This window comes from Macrococcus sp. CoH-51_TC_04, assembly GCF_058188655.1.
Genome location: NZ_JBVGOY010000001.1, coordinates 185246 through 207128 on the forward strand (window position 1 = coordinate 185246; position 21883 = coordinate 207128).

At 35.9% G+C, this 21883-nt stretch carries 19 protein-coding genes; 14 read left to right on the forward strand and 5 right to left on the reverse strand.

The window, feature by feature from the left end; all coding sequences use genetic code 11:
* The first annotated feature begins 1 nt into the window (after position 1).
* The 10 genes from miaB to miaA all read left to right on the forward strand — a co-directional run bounded on the left by miaB (position 2) and on the right by miaA (position 13155).
* Positions 2-1531: a tRNA (N6-isopentenyl adenosine(37)-C2)-methylthiotransferase MiaB gene (gene miaB / locus ACZ2V4_RS00870; protein ID WP_219494703.1), complete on the forward strand. Its 1530-nt coding sequence runs from the start codon at positions 2-4 to the stop codon at positions 1529-1531.
* A 2-nt stretch (positions 1532-1533) separates the two neighbouring features.
* The gene (locus ACZ2V4_RS00875) at positions 1534-1959 is read left to right on the forward strand and encodes a YlbF/YmcA family competence regulator (RefSeq protein ID WP_490514374.1); all 426 of its coding nucleotides are present in this window, start codon (positions 1534-1536) and stop codon (positions 1957-1959) included.
* Positions 1960-2048: 89 nt separating this feature from the next.
* The gene (gene mutS / locus ACZ2V4_RS00880; protein ID WP_490514375.1) at positions 2049-4589 is read left to right on the forward strand and encodes a DNA mismatch repair protein MutS; all 2541 of its coding nucleotides are present in this window, start codon (positions 2049-2051) and stop codon (positions 4587-4589) included.
* A gap of 9 nt (positions 4590-4598) precedes the next feature.
* Positions 4599-6500 carry a DNA mismatch repair endonuclease MutL gene (mutL, locus tag ACZ2V4_RS00885; protein ID WP_490514376.1) on the forward strand — a complete coding sequence of 634 codons (1902 nt, stop codon included), beginning with the start codon at positions 4599-4601 and terminating at the stop codon, positions 6498-6500.
* Positions 6500-7042, forward strand: coding sequence for a glycerol-3-phosphate responsive antiterminator (locus tag ACZ2V4_RS00890; protein ID WP_219494707.1), 543 nt, complete (start codon positions 6500-6502; stop codon positions 7040-7042). Before mutL ends, ACZ2V4_RS00890 begins: the two co-directional genes overlap by 1 nt.
* Positions 7043-7175: 133 nt before the next feature.
* A complete protein-coding gene (locus ACZ2V4_RS00895) occupies positions 7176-7994 on the forward strand; it encodes an MIP/aquaporin family protein (protein ID WP_099483127.1) in 819 nt (272 codons plus the stop codon).
* Positions 7995-8011: 17 nt separating this feature from the next.
* Positions 8012-9505 (forward strand): glycerol kinase GlpK, encoded by a 1494-nt coding sequence (gene glpK, locus ACZ2V4_RS00900; protein ID WP_413475263.1) that lies wholly within the window; start codon positions 8012-8014, stop codon positions 9503-9505.
* Between the two features lie 20 nt (positions 9506-9525).
* The gene (locus ACZ2V4_RS00905) at positions 9526-11199 is read left to right on the forward strand and encodes a glycerol-3-phosphate dehydrogenase/oxidase (RefSeq protein WP_219494709.1); all 1674 of its coding nucleotides are present in this window, start codon (positions 9526-9528) and stop codon (positions 11197-11199) included.
* A gap of 128 nt (positions 11200-11327) precedes the next feature.
* Positions 11328-12224 (forward strand): alpha/beta fold hydrolase, encoded by an 897-nt coding sequence (locus ACZ2V4_RS00910; RefSeq protein WP_413475261.1) that lies wholly within the window; start codon positions 11328-11330, stop codon positions 12222-12224.
* The gene (gene miaA / locus ACZ2V4_RS00915) at positions 12217-13155 is read left to right on the forward strand and encodes a tRNA (adenosine(37)-N6)-dimethylallyltransferase MiaA (protein ID WP_490514377.1); all 939 of its coding nucleotides are present in this window, start codon (positions 12217-12219) and stop codon (positions 13153-13155) included. The genes ACZ2V4_RS00910 and miaA overlap by 8 nt, the downstream gene beginning before the upstream one ends.
* A 229-nt stretch (positions 13156-13384) precedes the next feature.
* On the opposite strand, the gene ACZ2V4_RS00920 is transcribed toward miaA, so the two are convergent.
* Positions 13385-13858, reverse strand: coding sequence for a glutathione peroxidase (locus tag ACZ2V4_RS00920; RefSeq protein WP_413475259.1), 474 nt, complete (start codon positions 13856-13858; stop codon positions 13385-13387).
* A 58-nt stretch (positions 13859-13916) separates the two neighbouring features.
* Between ACZ2V4_RS00920 and hflX the strand changes: the two genes are divergently transcribed.
* From hflX to glnA, 4 genes are all read left to right on the forward strand, one after another.
* Positions 13917-15194, forward strand: a complete 1278-nt coding sequence (gene hflX, locus ACZ2V4_RS00925) for a GTPase HflX (protein ID WP_490514378.1) — start codon at positions 13917-13919, stop codon at positions 15192-15194.
* Positions 15195-15198: 4 nt separating this feature from the next.
* The gene (locus ACZ2V4_RS00930; RefSeq protein ID WP_490514379.1) at positions 15199-16458 is read left to right on the forward strand and encodes a methionine gamma-lyase family protein; all 1260 of its coding nucleotides are present in this window, start codon (positions 15199-15201) and stop codon (positions 16456-16458) included.
* Positions 16459-16544: 86 nt separating this feature from the next.
* Positions 16545-16898 carry a MerR family transcriptional regulator gene (locus tag ACZ2V4_RS00935; RefSeq protein ID WP_490514380.1) on the forward strand — a complete coding sequence of 118 codons (354 nt, stop codon included), beginning with the start codon at positions 16545-16547 and terminating at the stop codon, positions 16896-16898.
* Between the two features lie 16 nt (positions 16899-16914).
* A complete protein-coding gene (glnA, locus tag ACZ2V4_RS00940; RefSeq protein WP_219494716.1) occupies positions 16915-18252 on the forward strand; it encodes a type I glutamate--ammonia ligase in 1338 nt (445 codons plus the stop codon).
* 108 nt (positions 18253-18360) lie between these two features.
* Here glnA and ACZ2V4_RS00945 read toward each other — a convergent pair whose 3' ends face one another.
* The 4 genes from ACZ2V4_RS00945 to ACZ2V4_RS00960 form a co-directional block, all read right to left on the reverse strand.
* Complete coding sequence (locus tag ACZ2V4_RS00945) at positions 18361-19485, reverse strand: site-specific integrase (protein ID WP_490514381.1); 1125 nt, start codon at positions 19483-19485, stop codon at positions 18361-18363.
* Positions 19486-19612: 127 nt separating this feature from the next.
* Entirely contained in the window at positions 19613-20572 is a 960-nt protein-coding gene (locus ACZ2V4_RS00950) for an Abi family protein (protein ID WP_490514382.1), read from the reverse strand.
* Positions 20573-20736: 164 nt separating this feature from the next.
* Positions 20737-21105 carry a hypothetical protein gene (locus ACZ2V4_RS00955; RefSeq protein WP_490514383.1) on the reverse strand — a complete coding sequence of 123 codons (369 nt, stop codon included), beginning with the start codon at positions 21103-21105 and terminating at the stop codon, positions 20737-20739.
* A gap of 178 nt (positions 21106-21283) precedes the next feature.
* Entirely contained in the window at positions 21284-21844 is a 561-nt protein-coding gene (locus ACZ2V4_RS00960) for a DUF5067 domain-containing protein (RefSeq protein WP_490514384.1), read from the reverse strand.
* Positions 21845-21883: the final 39 nt, after the last annotated feature.

A 21883-nucleotide genomic window follows, 5' to 3' on the forward strand; every position in this document is an offset into this window, starting at 1 on the left:
AATGAACGAAGAAGGTAGAATACAATCTTCAGGTGCAAAAGGCAAAGCAGTACCTGAGAAAGATTATAGCAAATATTTTGAGCATGTTTACCAAGGACCGAATCTAAAAGAAGCGAAGCGTCGTGGCAAAGAAGATGTGAATTACCATAGCGATTTTAAAATTGATGAACAGTATCGTGGGTTAGGTCGCGGTCGTAAATTTTATATTAGAACTTATGGTTGCCAGATGAATGAACATGATACAGAAGTAATGGCAGGTATCTTTGAGGCTCTAGAATATGAAGCGACAAGTGATGTCAATGATGCAGATGTTATTTTACTCAATACGTGTGCCATTCGTGAAAATGCAGAGAATAAAGTTTTCGGTGAAATTGGGAATTTAAAACATATCAAACAAGCGAAACCAGATGTACTCATCGGTGTATGTGGATGTATGTCACAAGAAGAATCTGTAGTGAATAAGATCTTAAAATCTTATCAAAATGTGGATATGATCTTCGGTACCCATAATATACATCGACTGCCAGCCATATTAGATGAAGCCTATATGTCTAAAGCGATGGTTGTAGAAGTATGGTCTAAAGAAGGCGATGTTATTGAAAACTTACCAAAGTCACGACTCGGTGATACGAAAGCATGGGTCAACATTATGTACGGTTGTGATAAATTCTGTACATATTGTATTGTGCCATTCACGCGTGGTAAAGAACGTAGTCGTATGCCAGAGGAGATTATTGCTGAAGTACGTGATCTTGCGCGACGTGGGTACAAAGAAATTTGTTTACTTGGACAAAACGTAAATGCTTATGGTAAAGATATCGATGGACTGAACTACGGATTAGGCGATTTACTTGCAGATATTCAGAAGATTGATATTCCACGTGTACGTTTCACTACAAGTCATCCATGGGACTTTGATGACCGCCTTATTGAAGTGATTGCTGCAGGAGGTAACATTGTACCGCATATCCATCTTCCTGTTCAAAGCGGTAACAATGAAGTGCTGAAGATTATGGGGCGTAAGTATTCACGTGAAAGTTATTTGGAGCTGATTGGTAAAATTAAAGCAGCGATGCCAGAAGTTGCACTGACGACAGATATTATCGTAGGTTATCCGAATGAAACAGAAGAACAGTTCCAGGAAACGTTATCTCTCTATGAGGAAGTTGCTTTTGACCATGCTTATACTTACTTGTATTCTCCGCGTGAAGGCACACCGGCTGCAAAGATGAAAGATAATGTACCGATGCGTGAGAAAAAGGATCGTCTGCAACGATTAAATAAACTTGTTGGTGACTATACTGAACGTGCATTGTCCCATTATCTTGATCAGGAAGTAATCGTACTATGTGAAGGACCTTCTAAGAAAAATGATGAAATTCTCGCAGGATACACTGAAAAGAATAAATTAGTGAACTTTAAAGGACCGAAAGAAGCAATTGGACAGCTTGTTAAAGTAAGAATTACAGAAACAAAACAATATTCAATGAACGGCGAACTAATAGAAATTATTAAACCAGTTGAGGTGTAGAGATGTATACAAATGATGAAATTTTGGAAAAAGCAAAAAAATTAGGTAAGATGATGGCAGAAACAGAAGCAGTTGAGTTCTTTAAACGTGCAGAGGCACAGATTCATGAAACGCAGGTTGTCAGAGAGAAAATGGCGTCTTTAAAATCATTACAAAAGCAAGCCGTCAACTTCGAACAATACGGCAAAGAAAAAGCATTACAGATGGTCGAAGAAAAAATTGCAAAAGTTGAAGCTGAACTTGATGAAATGCCAATTGTTGATCAGTTCAAAGAAGCGCAGTTTGAAGTGAATAGCATATTACAGATGGTTTCTCATGCAATCAGCCAGACCGTAACGGATGAGATTATCGTTTCAACAGGTGGCGACTTATTAACAGGTGAAACGGGTGCAGAAAAGAAAAATGCAGCACCTGGATGTGGAAATTAATAACAATTAAAGGGGTTGAGACGATTCTTGTCTGAACCTCTTTTTTAAACGAATCCCTAAATGGAAATTATGAATAAAGGATTGAGAATATGTCTAAACCTACACCGATGATGACACAATATTTACAGATGAAAGCGCAATATAAAGATTGTATCTTGTTCTTCAGGCTGGGTGATTTCTATGAAATGTTCTATGAAGATGCCGAATTAACAGCGAAAGAACTAGAGATTACATTGACGCGCCGTGATAAAAAAAACAATATTCCAATGTGTGGGGTACCGCATCATTCAGCAAAAGTTTATATCGAACGTTTAATTGAAAAAGGTTATAAAGTTGCCATTGCTGAACAGATGGAAGATCCAAAACAAGTTAAAGGAATGGTAAAACGAGAAGTTGTTAAAATCATAACTCCTGGAACGGTTATGGATGATATGATCAGTGAAAACGAAAGCAACTACATTGCAAGTATTCATTATGAAGAGGTGTTTACACTTGCTTATAGTGATGTATCTACAGGTGAGCTAAAAGTGACCCGATTAAATGAGGATGAAATGTTAAATGAGTTATCATCCGTAAATCCGAAAGAAATCATTACAAATATTGATTTGAACGAAGTACTAATCAATAAAATAAAAATGATTACGGATGTCATTTCAAGATTTGAAGTAAATGATACATTTAAACAGGCTGACAGTGTTGATCAATCGCTGCAACCAGCAGTTAATTTATTATTATCTTATATCCAGTATACACAAATGCGTGCGCTTGCCCATATCGACGAAGCTGTATACTATGAACCAGTGCATTATATGCGTCTTGATATGTATGCGAAACGTAATCTAGAACTTACTGAAAGTATACGTCATAAAAATAAGAAGGGCACCTTACTGTCTATATTTAATCAATGTAAAACACCGATGGGGAATCGCCTTGTTAAAGAATGGATCGAACGACCATTACTGAACCATCAGGAGATTGAAGAGAGACATAACGGTGTCGAATTATTTAATGAGCATTTCATTTTAAGACATCAACTGAGAGAGGCGCTAACGCATGTATATGATATTGAGCGTTTAGCAGGACGTGTACAGTTTGGTAATGTCTCGGCTAAAGATCTTGTGCAGTTAAAATACTCATTAGAACAATTGCCTATGATACAATCACTTCTAAAAGAACACGATGAAGTGATTCGTACATTAGATAATATCGATGCATTACAACCATTATACGATATGTTAGAAGCAAGTTTATTGGACGAAGCACCGACTTCTATTAAAGAAGGTAGTATCTTCAAAGATGGATTTAATGATGATGTTGACGAACTCAGATATGCCTCTAAAAATGGTAAGCAGTGGCTAAATGAACTTCAGGCAAAAGAACGTGAACGCACAGGTTTGAAGTCACTAAAGATTGGTTATAACAAAGTTTTTGGTTATTATATTGAAATATCTAAAGCGAATCTTGTTAATTTAGATGTTGATGCGTTCGGATACACGAGAAAGCAGACGTTAAGTAATGCAGAACGCTTTATAACAGAGGAACTTAAAGAAAAAGAATCTTTAATTCTCGGTGCAGAAGAGAAGCTGATGAATCTTGAATATGAACTGTTTATTCAACTACGTGATTTTGTGAAAACATTTATATTAAATTTAAAGCAGCAGGCAAAAAATATCGCAGTGCTTGATTGTCTTCAAAATTTCAGTGAAATTGCTACAAAACATCAATATACCAAACCGATTATATCTAGCACTAAGGTATTGAACTTAAAAAATGCAAGACATCCAGTTGTTGAAACAGTGATGGAACGTGATCAGTATGTTGCAAATGACTGCAAATTAGATGACCATGCGTTTATTTATTTAATTACAGGCCCTAACATGAGCGGAAAAAGTACATATATGCGACAGGTCGCATTAATTAGTATCATGGCACAGATGGGAGCATTTGTACCAGCTTCTTATGCTGAAGTTCCGATTTTTGATCAGATTTTTACGAGAATTGGCGCAGCAGATGATCTTGTATCAGGACAAAGTACCTTTATGGTAGAAATGTTAGAAGCAAAAAATGCATTACAGAATGCGACAGAAAATAGTCTGATTATATTTGATGAAATTGGAAGAGGCACAAGTACATATGATGGTCTGTCATTAGCGCAATCGATGATTGAATACGTTCACAATAAGGTTGGTGCAAAAACATTGTTTTCAACCCATTATCATGAACTTGTCGACCTTGAACAAACACTTGATGGTCTGAACAATATCCATGTTGCAGCAAAAGAATATAATGGCGAATTAATATTTCTGCACAAAGTGATGCCGGGTGCTGTCGCACATAGTTATGGTATTCATGTTGCTAAACTTGCACAGTTACCAGCTGAGATCATTGCACGTTCCAGTGAATTATTAGATGAATTTGAACACAATGAAAAGGTTAGAAAAGGAGATTCAAATAAGATAATTCAACCATCATTTAATTTGTTTGAAATAGAAAACGAGGATATTAATAATAATAATTCGAATCATGAGCATGAATTAATTATTCAGCAAATTAAAGATATATCGATTGACGAATTAACGCCGATTGATGCGTTATTGAAATTACAAGAAATCAAATCCCGAATAAAGTAGGTGAATCACTTGGGAATCATTAAAGCTTTAGATAGTACGATAAGCAATAAAATCGCAGCAGGTGAAGTGATAGAACGCCCGCAATCTGTCGTTAAAGAACTCGTTGAAAACGCCATTGATGCAAAGAGTACAAGTATCACGATTGAAGTTGAAGAAGCGGGTTTATCAAAAATCAAAGTAACGGATAACGGATCTGGAATTTTAGAAGAAGATCTTGAATTAATGTTCAGAAGACATGCAACAAGCAAAATAGAAAATGAGCACGATCTATTTCATATCCGTTCATTAGGATTTAGAGGAGAAGCGTTAGCATCTATTGCTTCTGTCAGTAAAGTGCGCGTCACTACATGTCATGACGGGACGATAGGCCGTCAAATTGATGTAATTGACGGAGAAATAGTAGATAGAACTTTGGCACAGGCACGTCAAGGAACAGAAACAACTGTCGAAGGTCTTTTCTATAATACGCCTGCTCGATTAAAATATGTAAAAAGTCTTCATACAGAGCTCGGGAAAATTACAGATATCATCAATCGATTTGTTATCAGCTTCCCCCATATTAAATTTACTTTAGTAGCAGATGGCAGAGTACTTATAGCCTCAAATGGCAATGGTAAGATGCAGGAAGCGATGGCTGTGGTCTACGGGATGAAAATCGCACAGGACCTAGTTGAGGTCAACGGCCGAACAGGTGATTATGAAGTGCATGGTTTTATTGCCAAGCCGGAACATACAAGAAGCAACAGGCATTATATGTCTCTTTTTATCAACGGGCGTTATATCAAGAACTTTATGCTCACAAAAGCAATATTATCAGGCTATCATACGTTATTACCTGTTGGAAGGTATCCTATTCTTGCAATTAATATCGTTATGGATCCTGCATTAGTAGATGTGAATGTTCACCCGACAAAGCAAGAAGTAAGATTATCTAAAGAATCTCAGTTGATGGAGCTTATCGAGCGATTGATAAAGGAAAAGATCTGGAAACAGAATTTAATTCCAAAAGTAGAAAAGAAAAAGGTGATTGAAACATTTCAGCAGCAAAAGTTTGAATATGATCTATTAAGAGAACATCATGATAAGATAAAACAATCCGACCATAGTGAACATACACCAGTGAATCAAATCGATGAAAACTTTAAAGAACAGCATAAAGCAGCACGACTGGATAAACAAAGAATTCAGGACGGTGAAGGCACTAAAGAAACATCAGGATTTATTAGTGATTCAGAAGCAGAATTAAATACAACTGCAGAAGTCTTACCAAAAACAAATGAATCATCTGACGTAATTGAAAATACAAGTACTAATACATCCCATGCTAAAAGAAAGATCCCTTACATGGAAATTGTCGGTCAAGTTCATGGGACTTACATCATTGCTCAAAATGAGGATGGTATGTTTATGATTGATCAGCATGCAGCACAAGAAAGAATTAAATATGAGTACTTCAAAAAACAAATTGGTAATGTAGGATTGGAAATGCAGTCGTTACTCATTCCGATTACAGTAACTTTAAGTAAAGATGAAGCAATAAACTTAAATAAAATCAATATGCTGCTTAAAGGTATTGGGATTCATCTTGAACATTTTGGAGGCAATGATTATATAGTAAATGATATCCCTGTATGGTTCCCGGACAACTATGAAGAAACGGTACAGGAATTGATAGATTATGCTCTGCAACATCGACAGATAGATTTGAATAAATTCCGTGAAGAGACTGCGATTATGATGAGCTGTAAAAAATCGATAAAAGCGAATCATTATTTAAGGATTACAGATATGAACTATTTACTAGAAGAACTTGCACATACTGTAGAACCATACACATGTCCGCATGGCAGACCTATCATCATTCAATTTACAACTTATGAACTTGAGAAACTATTTAAGAGGGTGATGTAATGATTTTACCGGCAATCCGTTCTATGAAAGATCTTGAGAAGTTTGTGACGACTCAGTATTCCACCTGTGTCATATTAGATATGCATATTGGCCATATCAGTAACTATATTCAATTTCTAAATCAGCACCAGAAGTCAGCATTTATACATATCGACTTAATTAAAGGGATGTCATCTGATGAATATGCGACAGAGTATGTTATACAGAAGTATAAAGTTGATGGTATCGTATCCACAAAACCAAAGATTATAAAGAGGGCGAACCAGCTCGGTGTTAAAACGATTCTCAGAACGTTTATCATAGACTCAAGTGCACTGAAAAAAAGTTATGAGCTTATACAAAGTGCTGATCCTGATTTTGTCGAAGTACTGCCTGGTCTGCTTTATAAGGCAATTGAAAATATTCACAAAGTAACCGGCAAAAAAATTATTGCAGGGGGCCTTATTGAATATCCAGAGGAAGTGGAGATGGCATTATCAGCAGGTGCTACGTATGTGACGACAAGTAATAAGGACCTTTGGAAACATTGTGAAATAAAATAATTGACAACGTTTACATTATTAGATATGATTGTGTTAAGTTAATATTTGGGACGAGTAGAAGAGACCTCTAATTTGAAGTATTAGGGGTCTCTTTGTCTTTTTTTAACTTAACTAAACAATGAGGAGTGGGTCTATGAATGCTTTTGTGGGAGAATTAATCGGGACTGCAATCTTAATCTTATTTGGTTGTGGTGTAAATGCGAACGTTAATTTAAAGGGGACGTACGCAAAAGGCAGTGACTGGATTGTTATCGCAGTAGGTTGGGGTCTTGCTGTGGTTATGGGTGTGTATGCAGTCGGATCAATTACTGGTGCGCATTTAAATCCAGCAGTTACAATAGGAATGGCAGTTGATGGCAGCCTTCCGTGGAATCAAGTCCTTCCGTATTTTGCGGGGCAGATGATTGGAGGGGTACTGGGAGCAGCATTAGTATGGTTCCAGTTTATGCCGCATTTTAAAGAAGAAGATGATGCAGGTACTAAACTTGGCGTATTTGCTACAGGACCAGCTTATCCTAACTATGTTTCTAATTTTGTATCAGAAATCATAGGGACATCAATCTTAGTTATGGCACTGTTATTCATTGGCGGAAATAAATTTTCTGAAGGTTTGAACCCTCTTGTAGTAGGGTTATTGATTATAGCCATCGGAGTAAGTTTAGGTGGAACAACTGGGTATGCAATCAATCCGGCACGTGACTGGGGTCCGCGTATCGCTCATACGATTCTGCCGATACCAGGTAAAGGGTCTTCCAACTGGAAATATGCAGTGGTTCCAATGGTAGGTCCGATGGTAGGTGGTGTCTTCGGCGCTACATTATTCCATGTTTTATTCAAAGAAGATCAATATATGTTATTTGGTCTATCAATCGTATTAATTGTCGCTACATTAGTGCTTGGTGTATTCTTGAATAAAGCAGTATTAAAAAATGAAAAAACAGACTTAATATAAAACAAAGGGTGATGATTATGGAAAAATACATTTTATCAATTGATCAAGGGACAACAAGTACACGTGTAATTGTTTTTAATAAAGATGGAGAGATTAAAGGGGTATCTCAAAGAGAATTTACGCAGCATTTCCCAAAAGCAGGTTGGGTTGAACATGATGCCAATGAAATCTGGTCAACTGTATTATCATGTTTTGCATCCGTCCTTACAGAATCGAATATAAGACCTGAACAGATTGAGGGTATTGGTATCACAAATCAACGTGAAACAGCGGTCGTATGGGATAAAAATACAGAGCGTCCAATTTATAATGCAATCGTATGGCAGTCTCGTCAGACGCAGGAAATCTGTAATGAACTTAAAGATAAAGGACTGGAAGATGAATTTAGAGAAAAGACAGGCCTTCTACTCGATCCTTATTTTTCTGGTACGAAAGTCAAATGGATTCTTGATAATGTAGAAGGTGCTAGAGAAAAAGCTGAGAATGGTGATCTATTATTCGGTACGATTGATTCGTGGCTTGTATGGAAACTTTCTGGATGTAAAGTACATGTAACTGACTACTCAAATGCAAGTCGTACATTGATGTATAACATTCATGAATTGAAATGGGATGAACAGCTCCTTGAATATTTAACTGTACCTGCTTCAATGCTACCTGAAGTACGCCCATCAAGTGAAGTATACGGTAAAACAGCAAATCATCATTTCTTTGGTCATCAGATTCCGATTGCAGGTATTGCTGGAGACCAGCAGGCAGCGCTATTTGGACAAGCATGCTTTGAGTCAGGAGAAGCTAAGAACACATACGGTACAGGTTGCTTTATGTTAATGAACACAGGCGAAAAAGCAGTTAAGAGTGAAAATGGCTTATTAACGACTTTAGCTTATGGTATTGATGGCAAAGTCAACTATGCGCTTGAAGGATCCATCTTTGTTGCGGGAAGTGCAATTCAATGGTTACGTGATGGTATGCGTATGATTCAAAGTGCTCCGCAAAGTGAAGAGTATGCTACAAATGTTACAGATGCTGATGGTGTGTATGTCGTGCCTGCATTTGTCGGACTAGGTACACCTTACTGGGATTCTGAAGCACGCGGTGCAGTTTTCGGTCTAACGCGTGGTACACAAAAAGAACATTTTATTCGTGCAACACTTGAGTCACTTGCATATCAGACCCGTGATGTTCTTGATGCGATGGAAAAAGATTCGAAGATTGAAGTTAAAACATTAAGAGTTGATGGTGGTGCTGTCAAGAATGATTTCTTGATGCAGTTCCAGTCTGATATTTTAGATGTACCAGTAGAGCGACCGGAAATTAACGAGACAACTGCCTTAGGTGCAGCATACCTGGCTGGACTTGCAGTGGGTTACTGGAAATCAAAAGATGAAATTCGTGATCGCTGGAACCTTGAAAAGCAGTTTGATCCTAAAATGGATGAAACAAAGAGAGATGATTTATATAAAGGCTGGCAGACAGCGGTTAAAGCTACACAAGTATTTAAAAAATAAGATTTAATGGAGGAATAATAATGCAACTTTCAAGTCTGAATAGAAATCAAACATTGAACAAAATGAAGGAAGAATATTATGATATCGTAGTGGTTGGTGGTGGTATCACTGGTGCAGGTATCGCATTTGATGCAGCGCAGCGCGGTATGAAAGTCGCACTCGTTGAAATGCAGGACTTTGCAAGCGGAACTTCTTCACGTTCAACAAAGCTTGTTCATGGTGGATTACGTTACTTAAAACAGCTGCAAATTGGCGTTGTAAGTGAGACTGGGAAAGAAAGAGCGATTGTTTATGAAAATGGACCTCATGTAACGACACCAGAATGGATGCTCTTACCGATGCATAAAGGGGGTACGTTTGGACCAGCAACAACGTCTCTTGCATTAAAAGTTTATGACTTCTTAGCAGGTGTAAAGAAATCGGAAAGAAGAACAATGCTATCTGCAAAAGAAACATTAGCGAAAGAGCCTCTCGTAAAAGAAAATGGCCTTAAGGGTGGGGGCTATTATGTTGAATATAAAACAGATGATGCGCGTATGACGATTGAAGTGATGAAACGTGCGGCAGAATTTGGTGCTGATATTTTAAACTACACAAAAGCAACCGGTTTTACTTATAACAAGAAAAACAAAGTGAGTGGTATTGAAGCAATTGATACAATCTCAAATACGAAGTTTAAAATTCAAGGGCGTAAAGTTGTCAATGCATCTGGACCATGGGTTGATGAAGTGCGTGGAAAAGATTATTCGAAAAATAATAAGCAACTCCGTCTGACAAAAGGAATCCACCTTGTCTTTGACGAAAGTGTTTTTCCGCTCAAACAGGCAGTTTACTTTGATACTGAAAGTGACAAACGTATGATTTTTGCCATTCCTCGTGATGGTAAAACGTATGTCGGTACTACAGATACATTCTATAATAATGATAAGACAAGTCCTAAAGTAACACAGGAAGATCGTGATTATATCATTGATGCAATCAACTATATGTTCCCGACTGTAAAAGTTAAAGACGAAGATATTGAATCAACTTGGGCTGGTATTCGTCCTCTAATCTTAGAAAAAGGGAAAGATCCATCTGAAATTTCACGTAAGGATGAAATTTGGGAAGGTAAATCAGGTCTTCTGACGATTGCTGGTGGTAAATTAACAGGGTATCGCCATATGGCACAGGAGATCGTTGATTTAGTTGCAAAACGTTTAAAAGAAGAATATAAGCTTAGCTTTAAAGAAAGCAACACGAAACATGCAACAATTTCTGGTGGAGATGTAGGAGGCAGTACTAATTTTGAGCACTTTATTGAAAAGTCATTGAAACCTGAACTCTATAGTTATCTGCCGGAAGATGAACAAAGATTTCTGATTAAAAAGTATGGTTCAAATGTAGAGAAATTATTTAACATTGCACATACGAAACATACTGCTGAAGTCAATGGCCTGCCTTTAGCTTATTACGCACAACTTGTATATTCAATCCAGGAAGAAATGGTGATTAAACCTACTGATTTCTTGACACGTAGAACAGGTGATCTATATTTCGATATTAAAAAAGTTGAACAATATAAGGAAGCGGTTATTGATACGATGGCTAATTTGCTTAACTATGATAATGCGCAACGCACAGAATATACACGTGAGCTTGAACAAAAGATTAATGAAGCAAAATCACCATCTGTTCAAGTTTCGGTAGAATAAATTACGGAGAATAGCAATTGTGATTCAAACCATCCAAATAATATTTGGATGGTTTTCCTATATTTTCAGATGATGATAAGGCTATGACGAAAATAAATTGTTTCGCTATAATAAAGATGAGGTGAAGAATGATGGAAATTACAAATAAGTTTATTACATTGAAGGATAACACACGTATTGCATTTAAACTTTATAGACAAGAGGAAAGCAAGGGTGTCATTCAGATGCTTCATGGTATGGCCGAACACAAAGAACGTTATGATGCAGTGTGCAGATATTTCTGTGATATGGGGTATGATGTGCTGATACATGATCACAGAGGGCATGGCAAGGATATTGGAAGTTCAGAACAAGGACATTTCCCATCGATTGATACTTTGGTAGAGGATGCATATGAAATATTTGAAACATTTGATTTTAAAGGAGAATTTATTTTGTTCGGACATTCTATGGGAAGTATCGTCGCTAGAAAATATGTTATCCGTTACCCTGGTTTATTCGATAGACTCATATTGTCAGGTACTAGTTTCTATAGTAAGAAATATGAGGCAGCTGCGCTATTGCTTAAACCACTCTTAAAAATACATCCACCCTATAAAAAGCTAGATTTCGTCAATAAATTGACTCTGAACGATTTTAATCGTAAGTTCAGACCTTTACGAACAGAGAGTGACTGGATCAGTTTGAATGAGGATAATGTCGATGCGTTTGTCTCAGATCCTGATGCAGGATTCAATATGTCGATAGGTGCTTTAAATTCAATTAATGAATCATTAAAGTTTACAAGCAGTAAGAAGAATGTTAAACGCATGAACAAATCGTTAAAGATTCTGCTTATTGCTGGTCAGGACGATCCGTTTTCTGACTTTGGAAAAGGGGTGGAAAAGACAGGCCGATTATATAAAAAATGTGGAATTAAACATGTCTTTATCCAGCTCTATGAAAATTCAAGACATGAGGTATTATTTGAAAAGAATCAAAATGAAGTATTACAAAATATTAGAAAGTGGTTGAAGAATGAATAAAATTCCGTTAATCGTTATTGTGGGACCTACAGCTGTAGGTAAAACAGCATTAAGTATTGAAGTAGCGAAAGCTGTTAATGGTGAAATTATTAGTGGGGATGCGATTCAAGTCTACCGAGGTATGGATATCGGTAGTGCAAAGATTACACAGGAAGAGATGGAAGGCATACCGCATCATCTGATTGATATTTTAAACCCAGATGAGGCATATTCAGCAGCACAGTTTAAAGTCCATGCTGAAAAGCTGATTGAAGACATATATAGCAGGGGAAAAACACCGATGATCGTCGGCGGAACGGGATTATATATACAAAGCGTACTATATGAATATGAATTTGTAGAAGAGGATCAAGCGCTGAAGAAAGAACTGATGGATTACTATGAAAGTCTGGATAAGGAGACGCTTTATCGTCTGTTAACTGAGAAGGATATGAAGGCTGCGTCTCAAATTCATATTAATAATAGACAGCGAGTGTTACGTGCTCTGACATATTATGAAATGCACCATAAATCTATCACTGACCAGAAGAAGCTTCATACATTAAGTTCTAAATACGATACATATATTATAGGGCTTAATATGCCGCGTCCTACACTATATGACAGAATCAACCGCCGTGTATTGCTTATGGTCGAACAAGGACTTGTTCAGGAAGTGAAGACATTGATAAGTAAGGGCTATAGACAGAGCCAAAGCATGACTGCAATAGGATATAAAGAGATGATTCCTTATATAGATGGAGAAGTTTCGTTGAATCAGGCGATAGAACATTTGCAGCAAAACTCCAGGAATTTTGCAAAACGTCAATTGACATGGTTCAATAATCAGATGACGATTGAATGGTTTGATACGTCTGAATTGACGATAGAATCAATCGTCGAACAAATTACTACAAACATACAGAGGGATGATAATGATGAATTCAGCTAAACTGCAGGACGCATTTTTAGATAATTCCAAAGAAATCAGCAAGAACTAACAGTATTTTTAACAAACGGCTTTCATATAGAAGGTGTGGTACTCAACTATGATAAATGTCATCCAGCTTAAAGCAGGAGATAAACACAATCTCATTTACAAGCATACCATCAGTACTTTTGCAGTGTAAATATGTTGTAAGTAATAAAGAACAATTCCTCTGAAAGGAATTGTTCTATTTTTATAGATATTGTTCTATATGCTTTTTCAACTGCTCGGGTGTAGTTGTAGGTGCAAAACGCGCAACAACGTTACCTTGTCTATCAACTAAAAATTTTGTGAAATTCCATTTGATCTTACTGCCCATGATTCCTTTTGTCTCTTCTTTTATATATTTAAACAGTGGGTGTGCGTTATCTCCATTCACTTCTATTTTTTCGTGAATCGGGAAAGTAACACCATAGTTCAAACGACAATTCTGTTCAGCTTCAGCCCCACTTCCGGGTTCCTGGCCTCCAAATTGATTACAAGGAAATCCTAATATAGTAAACCCTTGTCCTTTATATTCCTGGTAGAGTTTTTCAAGTCCATCAAACTGTTTTGTAAATCCACATTCGCTCGCAGTATTAACGATCAGAACAACTTGATCTTTGTATTCTGCAAGTGAATATGATTCGTGATTTGCTTTAGTAACCGTATATTCGTATATAGACATATAAACGCATCCTTTCTAAATATGTTAAAATGAAGTATCAAATAATTGAGGTGAAACTTTGAAAGATACACAAAAAGCGACTGAACGTGCTCTTATTATAGCAGTTCATCTAAAAAAGGACGATGATTTTAACTTCGGTGAATCGTTAGAGGAAATTAAATCATTATGCCATACAGCTGGCATTGAAGTTACCGAAGTTGTTATTCAGAATAAAGATAGAGCTGATAATAGTTATTATATAGGTAAAGGAAAGTTAGAAGAAATATTAGAGTTAAAGGAACGAGAAGATATAGCATTCGATATGGTTGTTGTTAATAATGAACTCACAACAAGTCAATCGAAACATTTAAATGAAGTGCTTGACTGTAAAATAATAGACCGTACTCAGCTTATACTGGATATCTTTGCACAACGTGCAAAAAGTCGAGAAGGTAAATTACAAGTGGAGCTTGCCCAGCTCGAATATTTATTGCCAAGATTATCTGGACACGGACTAAGTTTATCAAGACTTGGTGGTGGTATCGGGACACGTGGACCTGGTGAAACGAAACTAGAGATGAATAGGCGACATATCAGAAGCAGAATTCATGATATCAAGCTACAACTCGAAACGATTAAACAACATCGGCAGCGTTATAGAGAAAACCGAAAAAAGAGAAATATATTCCAGGTTGCGCTTGTTGGTTATACGAATGCAGGCAAATCGACATGGTTCAATGCACTTTCAGACAGTGACACATATATGGAAGATCTACTGTTTGCGACGCTTGATCCGAAGAGTAAGATGATGAAGCTGCATGAAGGTTATCCAGTACTATTAAGTGATACTGTTGGTTTTATCCAGCAGTTGCCGACTCATTTAATCGAAGCATTCAGTTCGACATTAGAAGAGGCGAAGTATGCAGATATTCTTATTCACGTCGTTGACAGAAGTCATCCAAACTATATGAATCATATCGATACGGTCGTTGCTCTGTTAAAGGAGCTAGATATGGATACAATTCCGGTACTTACGCTTTTGAATAAAAAAGATAAGCTCGAATCTTTCGTCACAGCTGCAGGGAAAGATGAATTGCTTGTATCAGTGTTTGATCAACAAGATAAGACACATATACAAAGCAAACTCATTGATATGATGCAGCGTAATATGTCAAAATACACAATTGAAGTTGAGAAGGATGCCGGACAGATAATCGCTTTCCTGAAGGAACATACACTAGTTTCAGCAATAAATTTTAATGAAGACAAAGATAAATATGAAATATATGGCTATGAACATCGTCGTGAAGGTATATTAAATAAGCTATTAAGTAATGAACAGATAAAGAGGTTATAATACTATGAAAATTACGAAGTATGAACAGCTCCAGCAATTAATCGATGACAATGAAATTAAAATCACGCCGATATTTAAAAGGATAGAATCTATCGCCCTTTATAATCAAAAAAAAGTAATAGATGCATTTAATGATATAAAAATTACAGACGCTGATCTCGGCGGTACGAATGGCTATGGCTATGATGATAGCGGGCGAGATAACTTAGAAGCGGTGTATGCACATGTTTTTAAGACAGAGGATGCCATCGTTCGTCCACAAGTCATCAGCGGGACACATGCAATAACGCTTGCATTAAGCGCTAACTTACAATTCGGGGACGAATTACTCTACATAACGGGTCAACCCTATGACACGCTTTTGGAAGTTATCGGTATTACAGGTAACGGTATCGGTTCATTGATTGAAAATGGTGTTGCCTATAAGGATATCGATTTGGTCAACAATGAAATCGATATCGAAAATGTCTTAGAAGCTATAACATCAAAAACGAAGATGATAGGTATTCAGCGCTCTAAAGGGTACAGCTCACGTAAATCATTGACAATTAAACAGATAGGTGAGGCAATATCAGCGATAAAAGATAAACATCCTGATGTTATTGTATTTGTCGATAATTGTTATGGTGAATTCACAGAAATTCAGGAACCGTCAGAAGTGGGTGCGGATTTGATTGCGGGCTCGCTCATTAAGAATCCGGGAGGTGGACTGTGTAAAATTGGTGGTTATATTGCAGGACGTGAAGATTTGATTGAGCGTGTTGGATATCGTCTCACAGCACCAGGTATCGGCAAAGAAGCAGGTGCCTCGCTTTACAGTCTGCATGAAATGTATCAAGGATTTTTCCTGAGCCCGCATGTTGTGAGTCAGGCACTAAAAGGCGCAGTATTTACTAGTGCGATGCTTGGGTCTTTGAATCTGAATACAACGCCACTCTGGAATGATGACCGAACAGACCTCATTCAATCAGTCATCTTCAATGATAAAGAAAAGATGATTGCATTTACGCAGGCTATTCAGATGGCCTCTCCTATAAATTCACAGTATTTACCGATGCCGGCATATATGCCTGGCTATACGGATGATGTTATTATGGCAGCAGGCACATTTATACAAGGCGCATCACTTGAACTTACAGCAGACGGTCCGATACGTTCACCGTACGAGGTTTATGTTCAAGGCGGATTAACTTATGAACACGTTAAACTCGCAATAATAAAAGCGATTGAAATACTGATTGAAAAAGAAATTATAACGTTATAACAAATCCATGTAAGGTTTCCTTACATGGATTTGTTTTTTATAAAAAAATATGATAAATTACAACTATGTTCGAAAGGGTGTTGAAGATGCGTGATGCAATAAGAAGAAATATGCCGGTGTTTCCAATGAGTGTCGTTATGAAACTAACAGAGCTTTCTGCAAGGCAAATTAGATACTATGAATCACAGTCGTTGATTGCACCTGAACGAACAAGTGGGAACCAAAGACTATTTTCAATGAACGATCTAGATTTATTACTTGATATTAAACTGCTTTTAGAAAAAGGGTTTAATATGAAGCGTATTAAATCGATTATCAATGAGGAGAAGTCACAACAACCCACATTTGAGATTAAAGAATCTCTTGATTACGAAGTTTCAAAGCTCGACCGTAGTAAAGTCCCTATTAACCGTGGGGATTTGTCAAGATTTTTTAAATAAACAACTGGAGGATATTATGGCGAAATTTACAAGAGAAGACATCATCAAGTTAGCAGAGGAATCAAACGTACGTTATTTAAGACTACAATTTTCTGATATTCTAGGTACAATTAAAAACGTAGAGGTGCCTATCAGCCAGTTAGAGAAAGTACTAGATAATGAAATGATGTTCGATGGTTCATCAATTGAAGGGTTTGTTCGTATCGAAGAATCAGATATGAAATTATATCCGGACTTAGATACTTGGGTTATTTTCCCATGGACTTCTGATAAAGGGAAAGTTGCGCGTTTGATCTGTGACGTATATAAGCCAGATGGTACACCATTCTCAGGAGATCCACGTAGTAACTTAAAACGTGTCTTAAAAGAAATGGAAGCGTTAGGATTCACTGAATTCAACTTAGGACCAGAACCAGAATTCTTCTTATTCAAATTAGATGAAAAAGGGGAACCAACACTTGAATTAAATGATAATGGTGGATACTTCGATTTAGCGCCTACAGATTTAGGTGAGAACTGTCGTCGAGACATCGTTTTAGAACTTGAAGACATGGGCTTTGATATAGAAGCGAGTCACCACGAAGTAGCGCCGGGTCAGCACGAAATCGACTTTAAATATGCAGATGCAGTTACTGCATGTGATAACATTCAAACATTCAAATTAGTTGTTAAGACAATTGCGCGTAAACATAATCTTCATGCAACATTTATGCCTAAACCATTATATGGTGTAAGTGGTTCAGGTATGCACTTTAACGTTTCGTTATTCAAAGGGCCGAAAGAAAATGCGTTCTATGATCCGAACGGAGAAATGGAATTATCTGAAGATGCGCGTCACTTTATCGCAGGAGTTCTTAAACATGCAAGAGGATTTACTGCAGTGTGTAACCCATTAGTAAACTCTTACAAACGTTTAGTACCTGGTTATGAAGCACCAGTTTATATCGCATGGAGTGGCCAAAACCGTTCGCCATTAATTCGTATTCCTTCATCACGTGGACTATCTACACGTGTAGAAGTACGTTCGGTTGATCCATCTGCTAACCCATATATGGCATTAGCAACGATTCTTCAAGCAGGGTTAGATGGCATCAAGAATAAATTAGCTTGTCCAGCACCAGTTGATCAGAATATTTATGAAATGAATCGTGAAGAACGTGAAGCAGTTGGTGTAGAAGACTTACCATCAACACTTTACACAGCGATTAAAGCGATGAAAGAAGACGATATTTTAAAAGAAGCACTGGGTGACCACATCTATCGTGCATTCATCCACTCAAAAACTATTGAATGGGACATGTACCGTATGCAAGTGTCTGAGTGGGAACGTGACCAATATATGAAGCAGTATTAATTGTTTGAACCGTTGAAGCTAAAATGTTTCGACGGTTTTTAATTTGTACCCAATTACTAATTATTATCAAAAAAATATAATTTGGGTGATTTTTGGGTAACAACTATTCTAAAAAACATCCTTTATATAATTTTCAAAGTCATGTAATGCCTGTTCATGATACTTGTCAGTTAAATGGGTATATACGCGTTCTGTCACGCTCGTATCTTTGTGCCCAAGACGACTCGATATAGCTTTTAATGGAACGTCTGCCTGGAAGAGAAGTGATGCATGTGTATGTCTCAATTCATGTATCGATAAGTGATTACCTTTACCATACATACGTTCAGTAATATGAACCATAGTATTATGAATTGTAGATCTTGGAATAGGGTTACCAAGCTCATCCACGAAAATAAAATTATGTTTATTGTGATATACTTTTTCATTTACTACTTTAAAAGCGTTCTGAATTTGTATTAAATTACTTATCTCTTTAGCTAAAGATTGAGTAATATGGACGATACGATTGTTGCCTGTTTTAGTTGGACCGAGTACTTTTCTTTTTTGGTCATATGACTTTGTTACATTAAGCGTATTATTTTCTGTATCAATATCTTCGTAGGTTAAAGCGCACGCTTCACCAACACGCAGACCCGTCTCAATAATTAATCTGAATAGATAGTACTGTATTGTACTTCTATTTCTTACATGCTCCAGGAATAGCTTAATGTCTTCTAACGGTAAGTATTTCTTTTCTTTAGGCATATTCACTTCTTTGTACTTCATTTCAACGTATTCAGTGAAGTTTTGTTTAATTAGTCCGTCTCTGTATGCTGTAATCATCGCTTTACTCATTAATCCATGACATTTTTTGATTGTAGAAGTGCTGTAAGGGTGCTTGATTAAGTTATCAATGAACAGTTGATAATCAGAAAATGTTACATTCTTTAATAGTTTTGTATCAAAGTAGTCTTTGATTTTATCTAAAGCATAATAATTTGAATCAATTGTCGATGCGGAATAAGAGGGGACAATGAATTTCTCTATATAATCTTCAAGGTAATCTGTAAGTACAATATTATGATCAGCCTTAATAATCTCTTTAAGATTTGCTTCTGCCATCTTCGCATATTCTCTTGCTTCAGGCTTACTTCTGAAACCGGATTTAGAATGTGATTTCTTATTTCCAAATTCATCTTTATAGAATATTCTCACTCGATATTTATTACCACGTTTCTCAATTTGAGCCATATAGATAATCTCCTTTCGATAATTTATTTTTCGTGTTAAAATAGGGCATAGAAAAGACCCCTATTAATTTAGGTGACTTTTTGGTGATACACGTTCTCAACTTTGGCGAGGGAGGAACGTGTATTTTTTATACAGTAGGTATTTCCCATACTGAAATATCTTGTAAGATGCTAATAAAATTATCCGGTAAACCAGATACAGACAAAAACATTTCTGCAAAATGATTTCCGCCTTCTTGAATGTAATCGTTATATAATCTTCTAATTTCAGTTACGAATTTTGAGCGATCACGATATGTAGGAAGTAATATTAGTATAGATATGAGAAGCATCAAGAAACTCTTCTGATATTTTTGTAAGTTTCTTTTATCTAATATCTTCTTTTTTATAACTTTTGTTAAACAGTTGATGTCTATTTTCTTTCTTGTTTTATAGTTTAATAATCTCCCTCCATGTGCAATGGTATTTCTAAAATCTTTAGTTAGTACCAACATATTTTGTAGTATTATTATTTTTTCAGATTCAGAAAAATTATGTAGATAAATCCAAGAATCGATAATAGAAACTTTATCATCTTGTTTTAATGATTTATAAATGTTTATAGTATCACCAAATGGTATATGTTTTAAATACACCCATGGAGGTAAATCATTATATTTATCTAAATAATGCTTTCCAGGAGGTTCATGAAATTTTATATGCTTTTTTTCTTCAATATCCTCAAAAATCTTTTTTGTTTCTTCAAAATCGTGATAATGTAGTGGATCAGTGTAGTTATCTCTAGATACTCCAAAATTGTTAGCAAGATGATATGATAAATGAGATTTAAAACAGGTTTCAATTTTTATTAAATTTTTAAATATTAAACTTTGCAAATCATTATCAAGTTCTCTTAAATAAACTAAATCACTTATTGAAACTATTTCATCTTTGAGAGTACCTTCAATTTCTTTCTTATAATTATTAATTAAATTAAAATATCCATATGATTTTAATATATTTTCACATTCATATTTATTAGCTATTCTTATTTTTTTCTCATTCTTTAATATCTCGAATAATTCTTCATAAGTTTTTGCTTCAAACAAATAATAGGCACCCCCTATAAAAGAAAAAACCTCAAGCATGTATAAACATACTTGAGGCTATCACGTGGTGACAGTTAATTTTCTAGCCAGCTATAAATGAAGGCTCTTCCGTATGTTTTTTATATTAGCATATTTGAGCAATATATTCTATTATTTTTAAATTTTTATTCTAAAAATTCTATTGGATCTCCGACTTCAATAGGTTCAAGAGTGTACAATTCACCAATTTTTTCACCTTTTAGTCTTAGTTTTTCTTCATGGACAATATAATTATTTAAGATATCAGGTTCATGATAAGGTTTAGATCTGCAATATGAATAATTAGCAAATACTTCTGAGACATAAAGTTCTGCTTTAGTTTTTCTAATATCGGCTAATTTTTCTTTAGTGAAAGGGTCATACACAGTTATCTTATCTTTTGATAACACTCTAAGTACTTCACCTTCGTCAATATCATCTTCAAATCCTACATTAATCATTACAGTATTCTCATCAATTAATGCAGCAATACCGATTTGTTTTTTATTTTCCATAGTAACCCTTCTTTCTAATAAAAATGTATTATTTAAAAATAATTTTATAGTAATTCTATCTTCTTATTATCAAATTCCATTTGAGTAATTGCTCCGATATCTATATCTATTGTCATCTCCATCTTCACTTTTCGTATAAAAAATAAGGGTATAGCTAAGACACCCTTATTATTCAGTTTTATTTTTTAATCACAACTTTTATTTCACCAAGTTTTTCACCACCAACACCTTTAGTTGCATGTAAAATAACTGGTGTAGTCGTATCTTTCAAATCGTAAGCAGTTGCACTTTTTACAGTGCCACCTTTTTTGATATTATTCATTTGATTTTCTGATACGAATTTATACTTTTCATTTGTCGGTGTCATACCTACATTTAATTTACGTTCTGAATTTGCATCTTCTTGAGTTGCTTCGAAAGCAGCTAAGTAACCAATCATCGCATCAATTTCTTTATCGCTTTTATTTGTCACTTCATAAGTAACGATTAATTGGTCGGCTGTTTGTCCTTCGTATGTTCCTTTTGGCATAAATTCTGTTTCTAAAACCTTTACATCAATATCATTGAGTTGAGCAGTGTTATCTTTCAGATCATTATTCTCCTTAGTTTCTTTCTTAGGATTTTCAAGGGAAGTTGCGTTAGTTTTATTTTCTTCTTTCTTTTCTGTTGTTTCCTCACCACATGCACCTAATAATAAAGTTGATGCTAATGTAAGACCTGCTAAAGCTTTGAAATTCATTCTACCAAATACCTCCATTAGTTCTGATAACTATTACTT

Coding starts and splice junctions, on each gene's coding strand:
- miaB (WP_219494703.1), top strand. CDS start 2: ATGAACGAAGAAGGTAGAATACAATCTTCAGGTGCAAAAGGCAAAGCA.
- ACZ2V4_RS00875 (WP_490514374.1), top strand. CDS start 1,534: ATGTATACAAATGATGAAATTTTGGAAAAAGCAAAAAAATTAGGTAAG.
- mutS (WP_490514375.1), top strand. CDS start 2,049: ATGTCTAAACCTACACCGATGATGACACAATATTTACAGATGAAAGCG.
- ACZ2V4_RS00890 (WP_219494707.1), top strand. CDS start 6,500: ATGATTTTACCGGCAATCCGTTCTATGAAAGATCTTGAGAAGTTTGTG.
- ACZ2V4_RS00895 (WP_099483127.1), top strand. CDS start 7,176: ATGAATGCTTTTGTGGGAGAATTAATCGGGACTGCAATCTTAATCTTA.
- glpK (WP_413475263.1), top strand. CDS start 8,012: ATGGAAAAATACATTTTATCAATTGATCAAGGGACAACAAGTACACGT.
- ACZ2V4_RS00905 (WP_219494709.1), top strand. CDS start 9,526: ATGCAACTTTCAAGTCTGAATAGAAATCAAACATTGAACAAAATGAAG.
- ACZ2V4_RS00910 (WP_413475261.1), top strand. CDS start 11,328: ATGATGGAAATTACAAATAAGTTTATTACATTGAAGGATAACACACGT.
- miaA (WP_490514377.1), top strand. CDS start 12,217: ATGAATAAAATTCCGTTAATCGTTATTGTGGGACCTACAGCTGTAGGT.
- ACZ2V4_RS00920 (WP_413475259.1), bottom strand. CDS start 13,858: ATGTCTATATACGAATATACGGTTACTAAAGCAAATCACGAATCATAT.
- ACZ2V4_RS00930 (WP_490514379.1), top strand. CDS start 15,199: ATGAAAATTACGAAGTATGAACAGCTCCAGCAATTAATCGATGACAAT.
- ACZ2V4_RS00935 (WP_490514380.1), top strand. CDS start 16,545: ATGCGTGATGCAATAAGAAGAAATATGCCGGTGTTTCCAATGAGTGTC.
- glnA (WP_219494716.1), top strand. CDS start 16,915: ATGGCGAAATTTACAAGAGAAGACATCATCAAGTTAGCAGAGGAATCA.
- ACZ2V4_RS00945 (WP_490514381.1), bottom strand. CDS start 19,485: ATGGCTCAAATTGAGAAACGTGGTAATAAATATCGAGTGAGAATATTC.
- ACZ2V4_RS00955 (WP_490514383.1), bottom strand. CDS start 21,105: ATGGAAAATAAAAAACAAATCGGTATTGCTGCATTAATTGATGAGAAT.
- ACZ2V4_RS00960 (WP_490514384.1), bottom strand. CDS start 21,844: ATGAATTTCAAAGCTTTAGCAGGTCTTACATTAGCATCAACTTTATTA.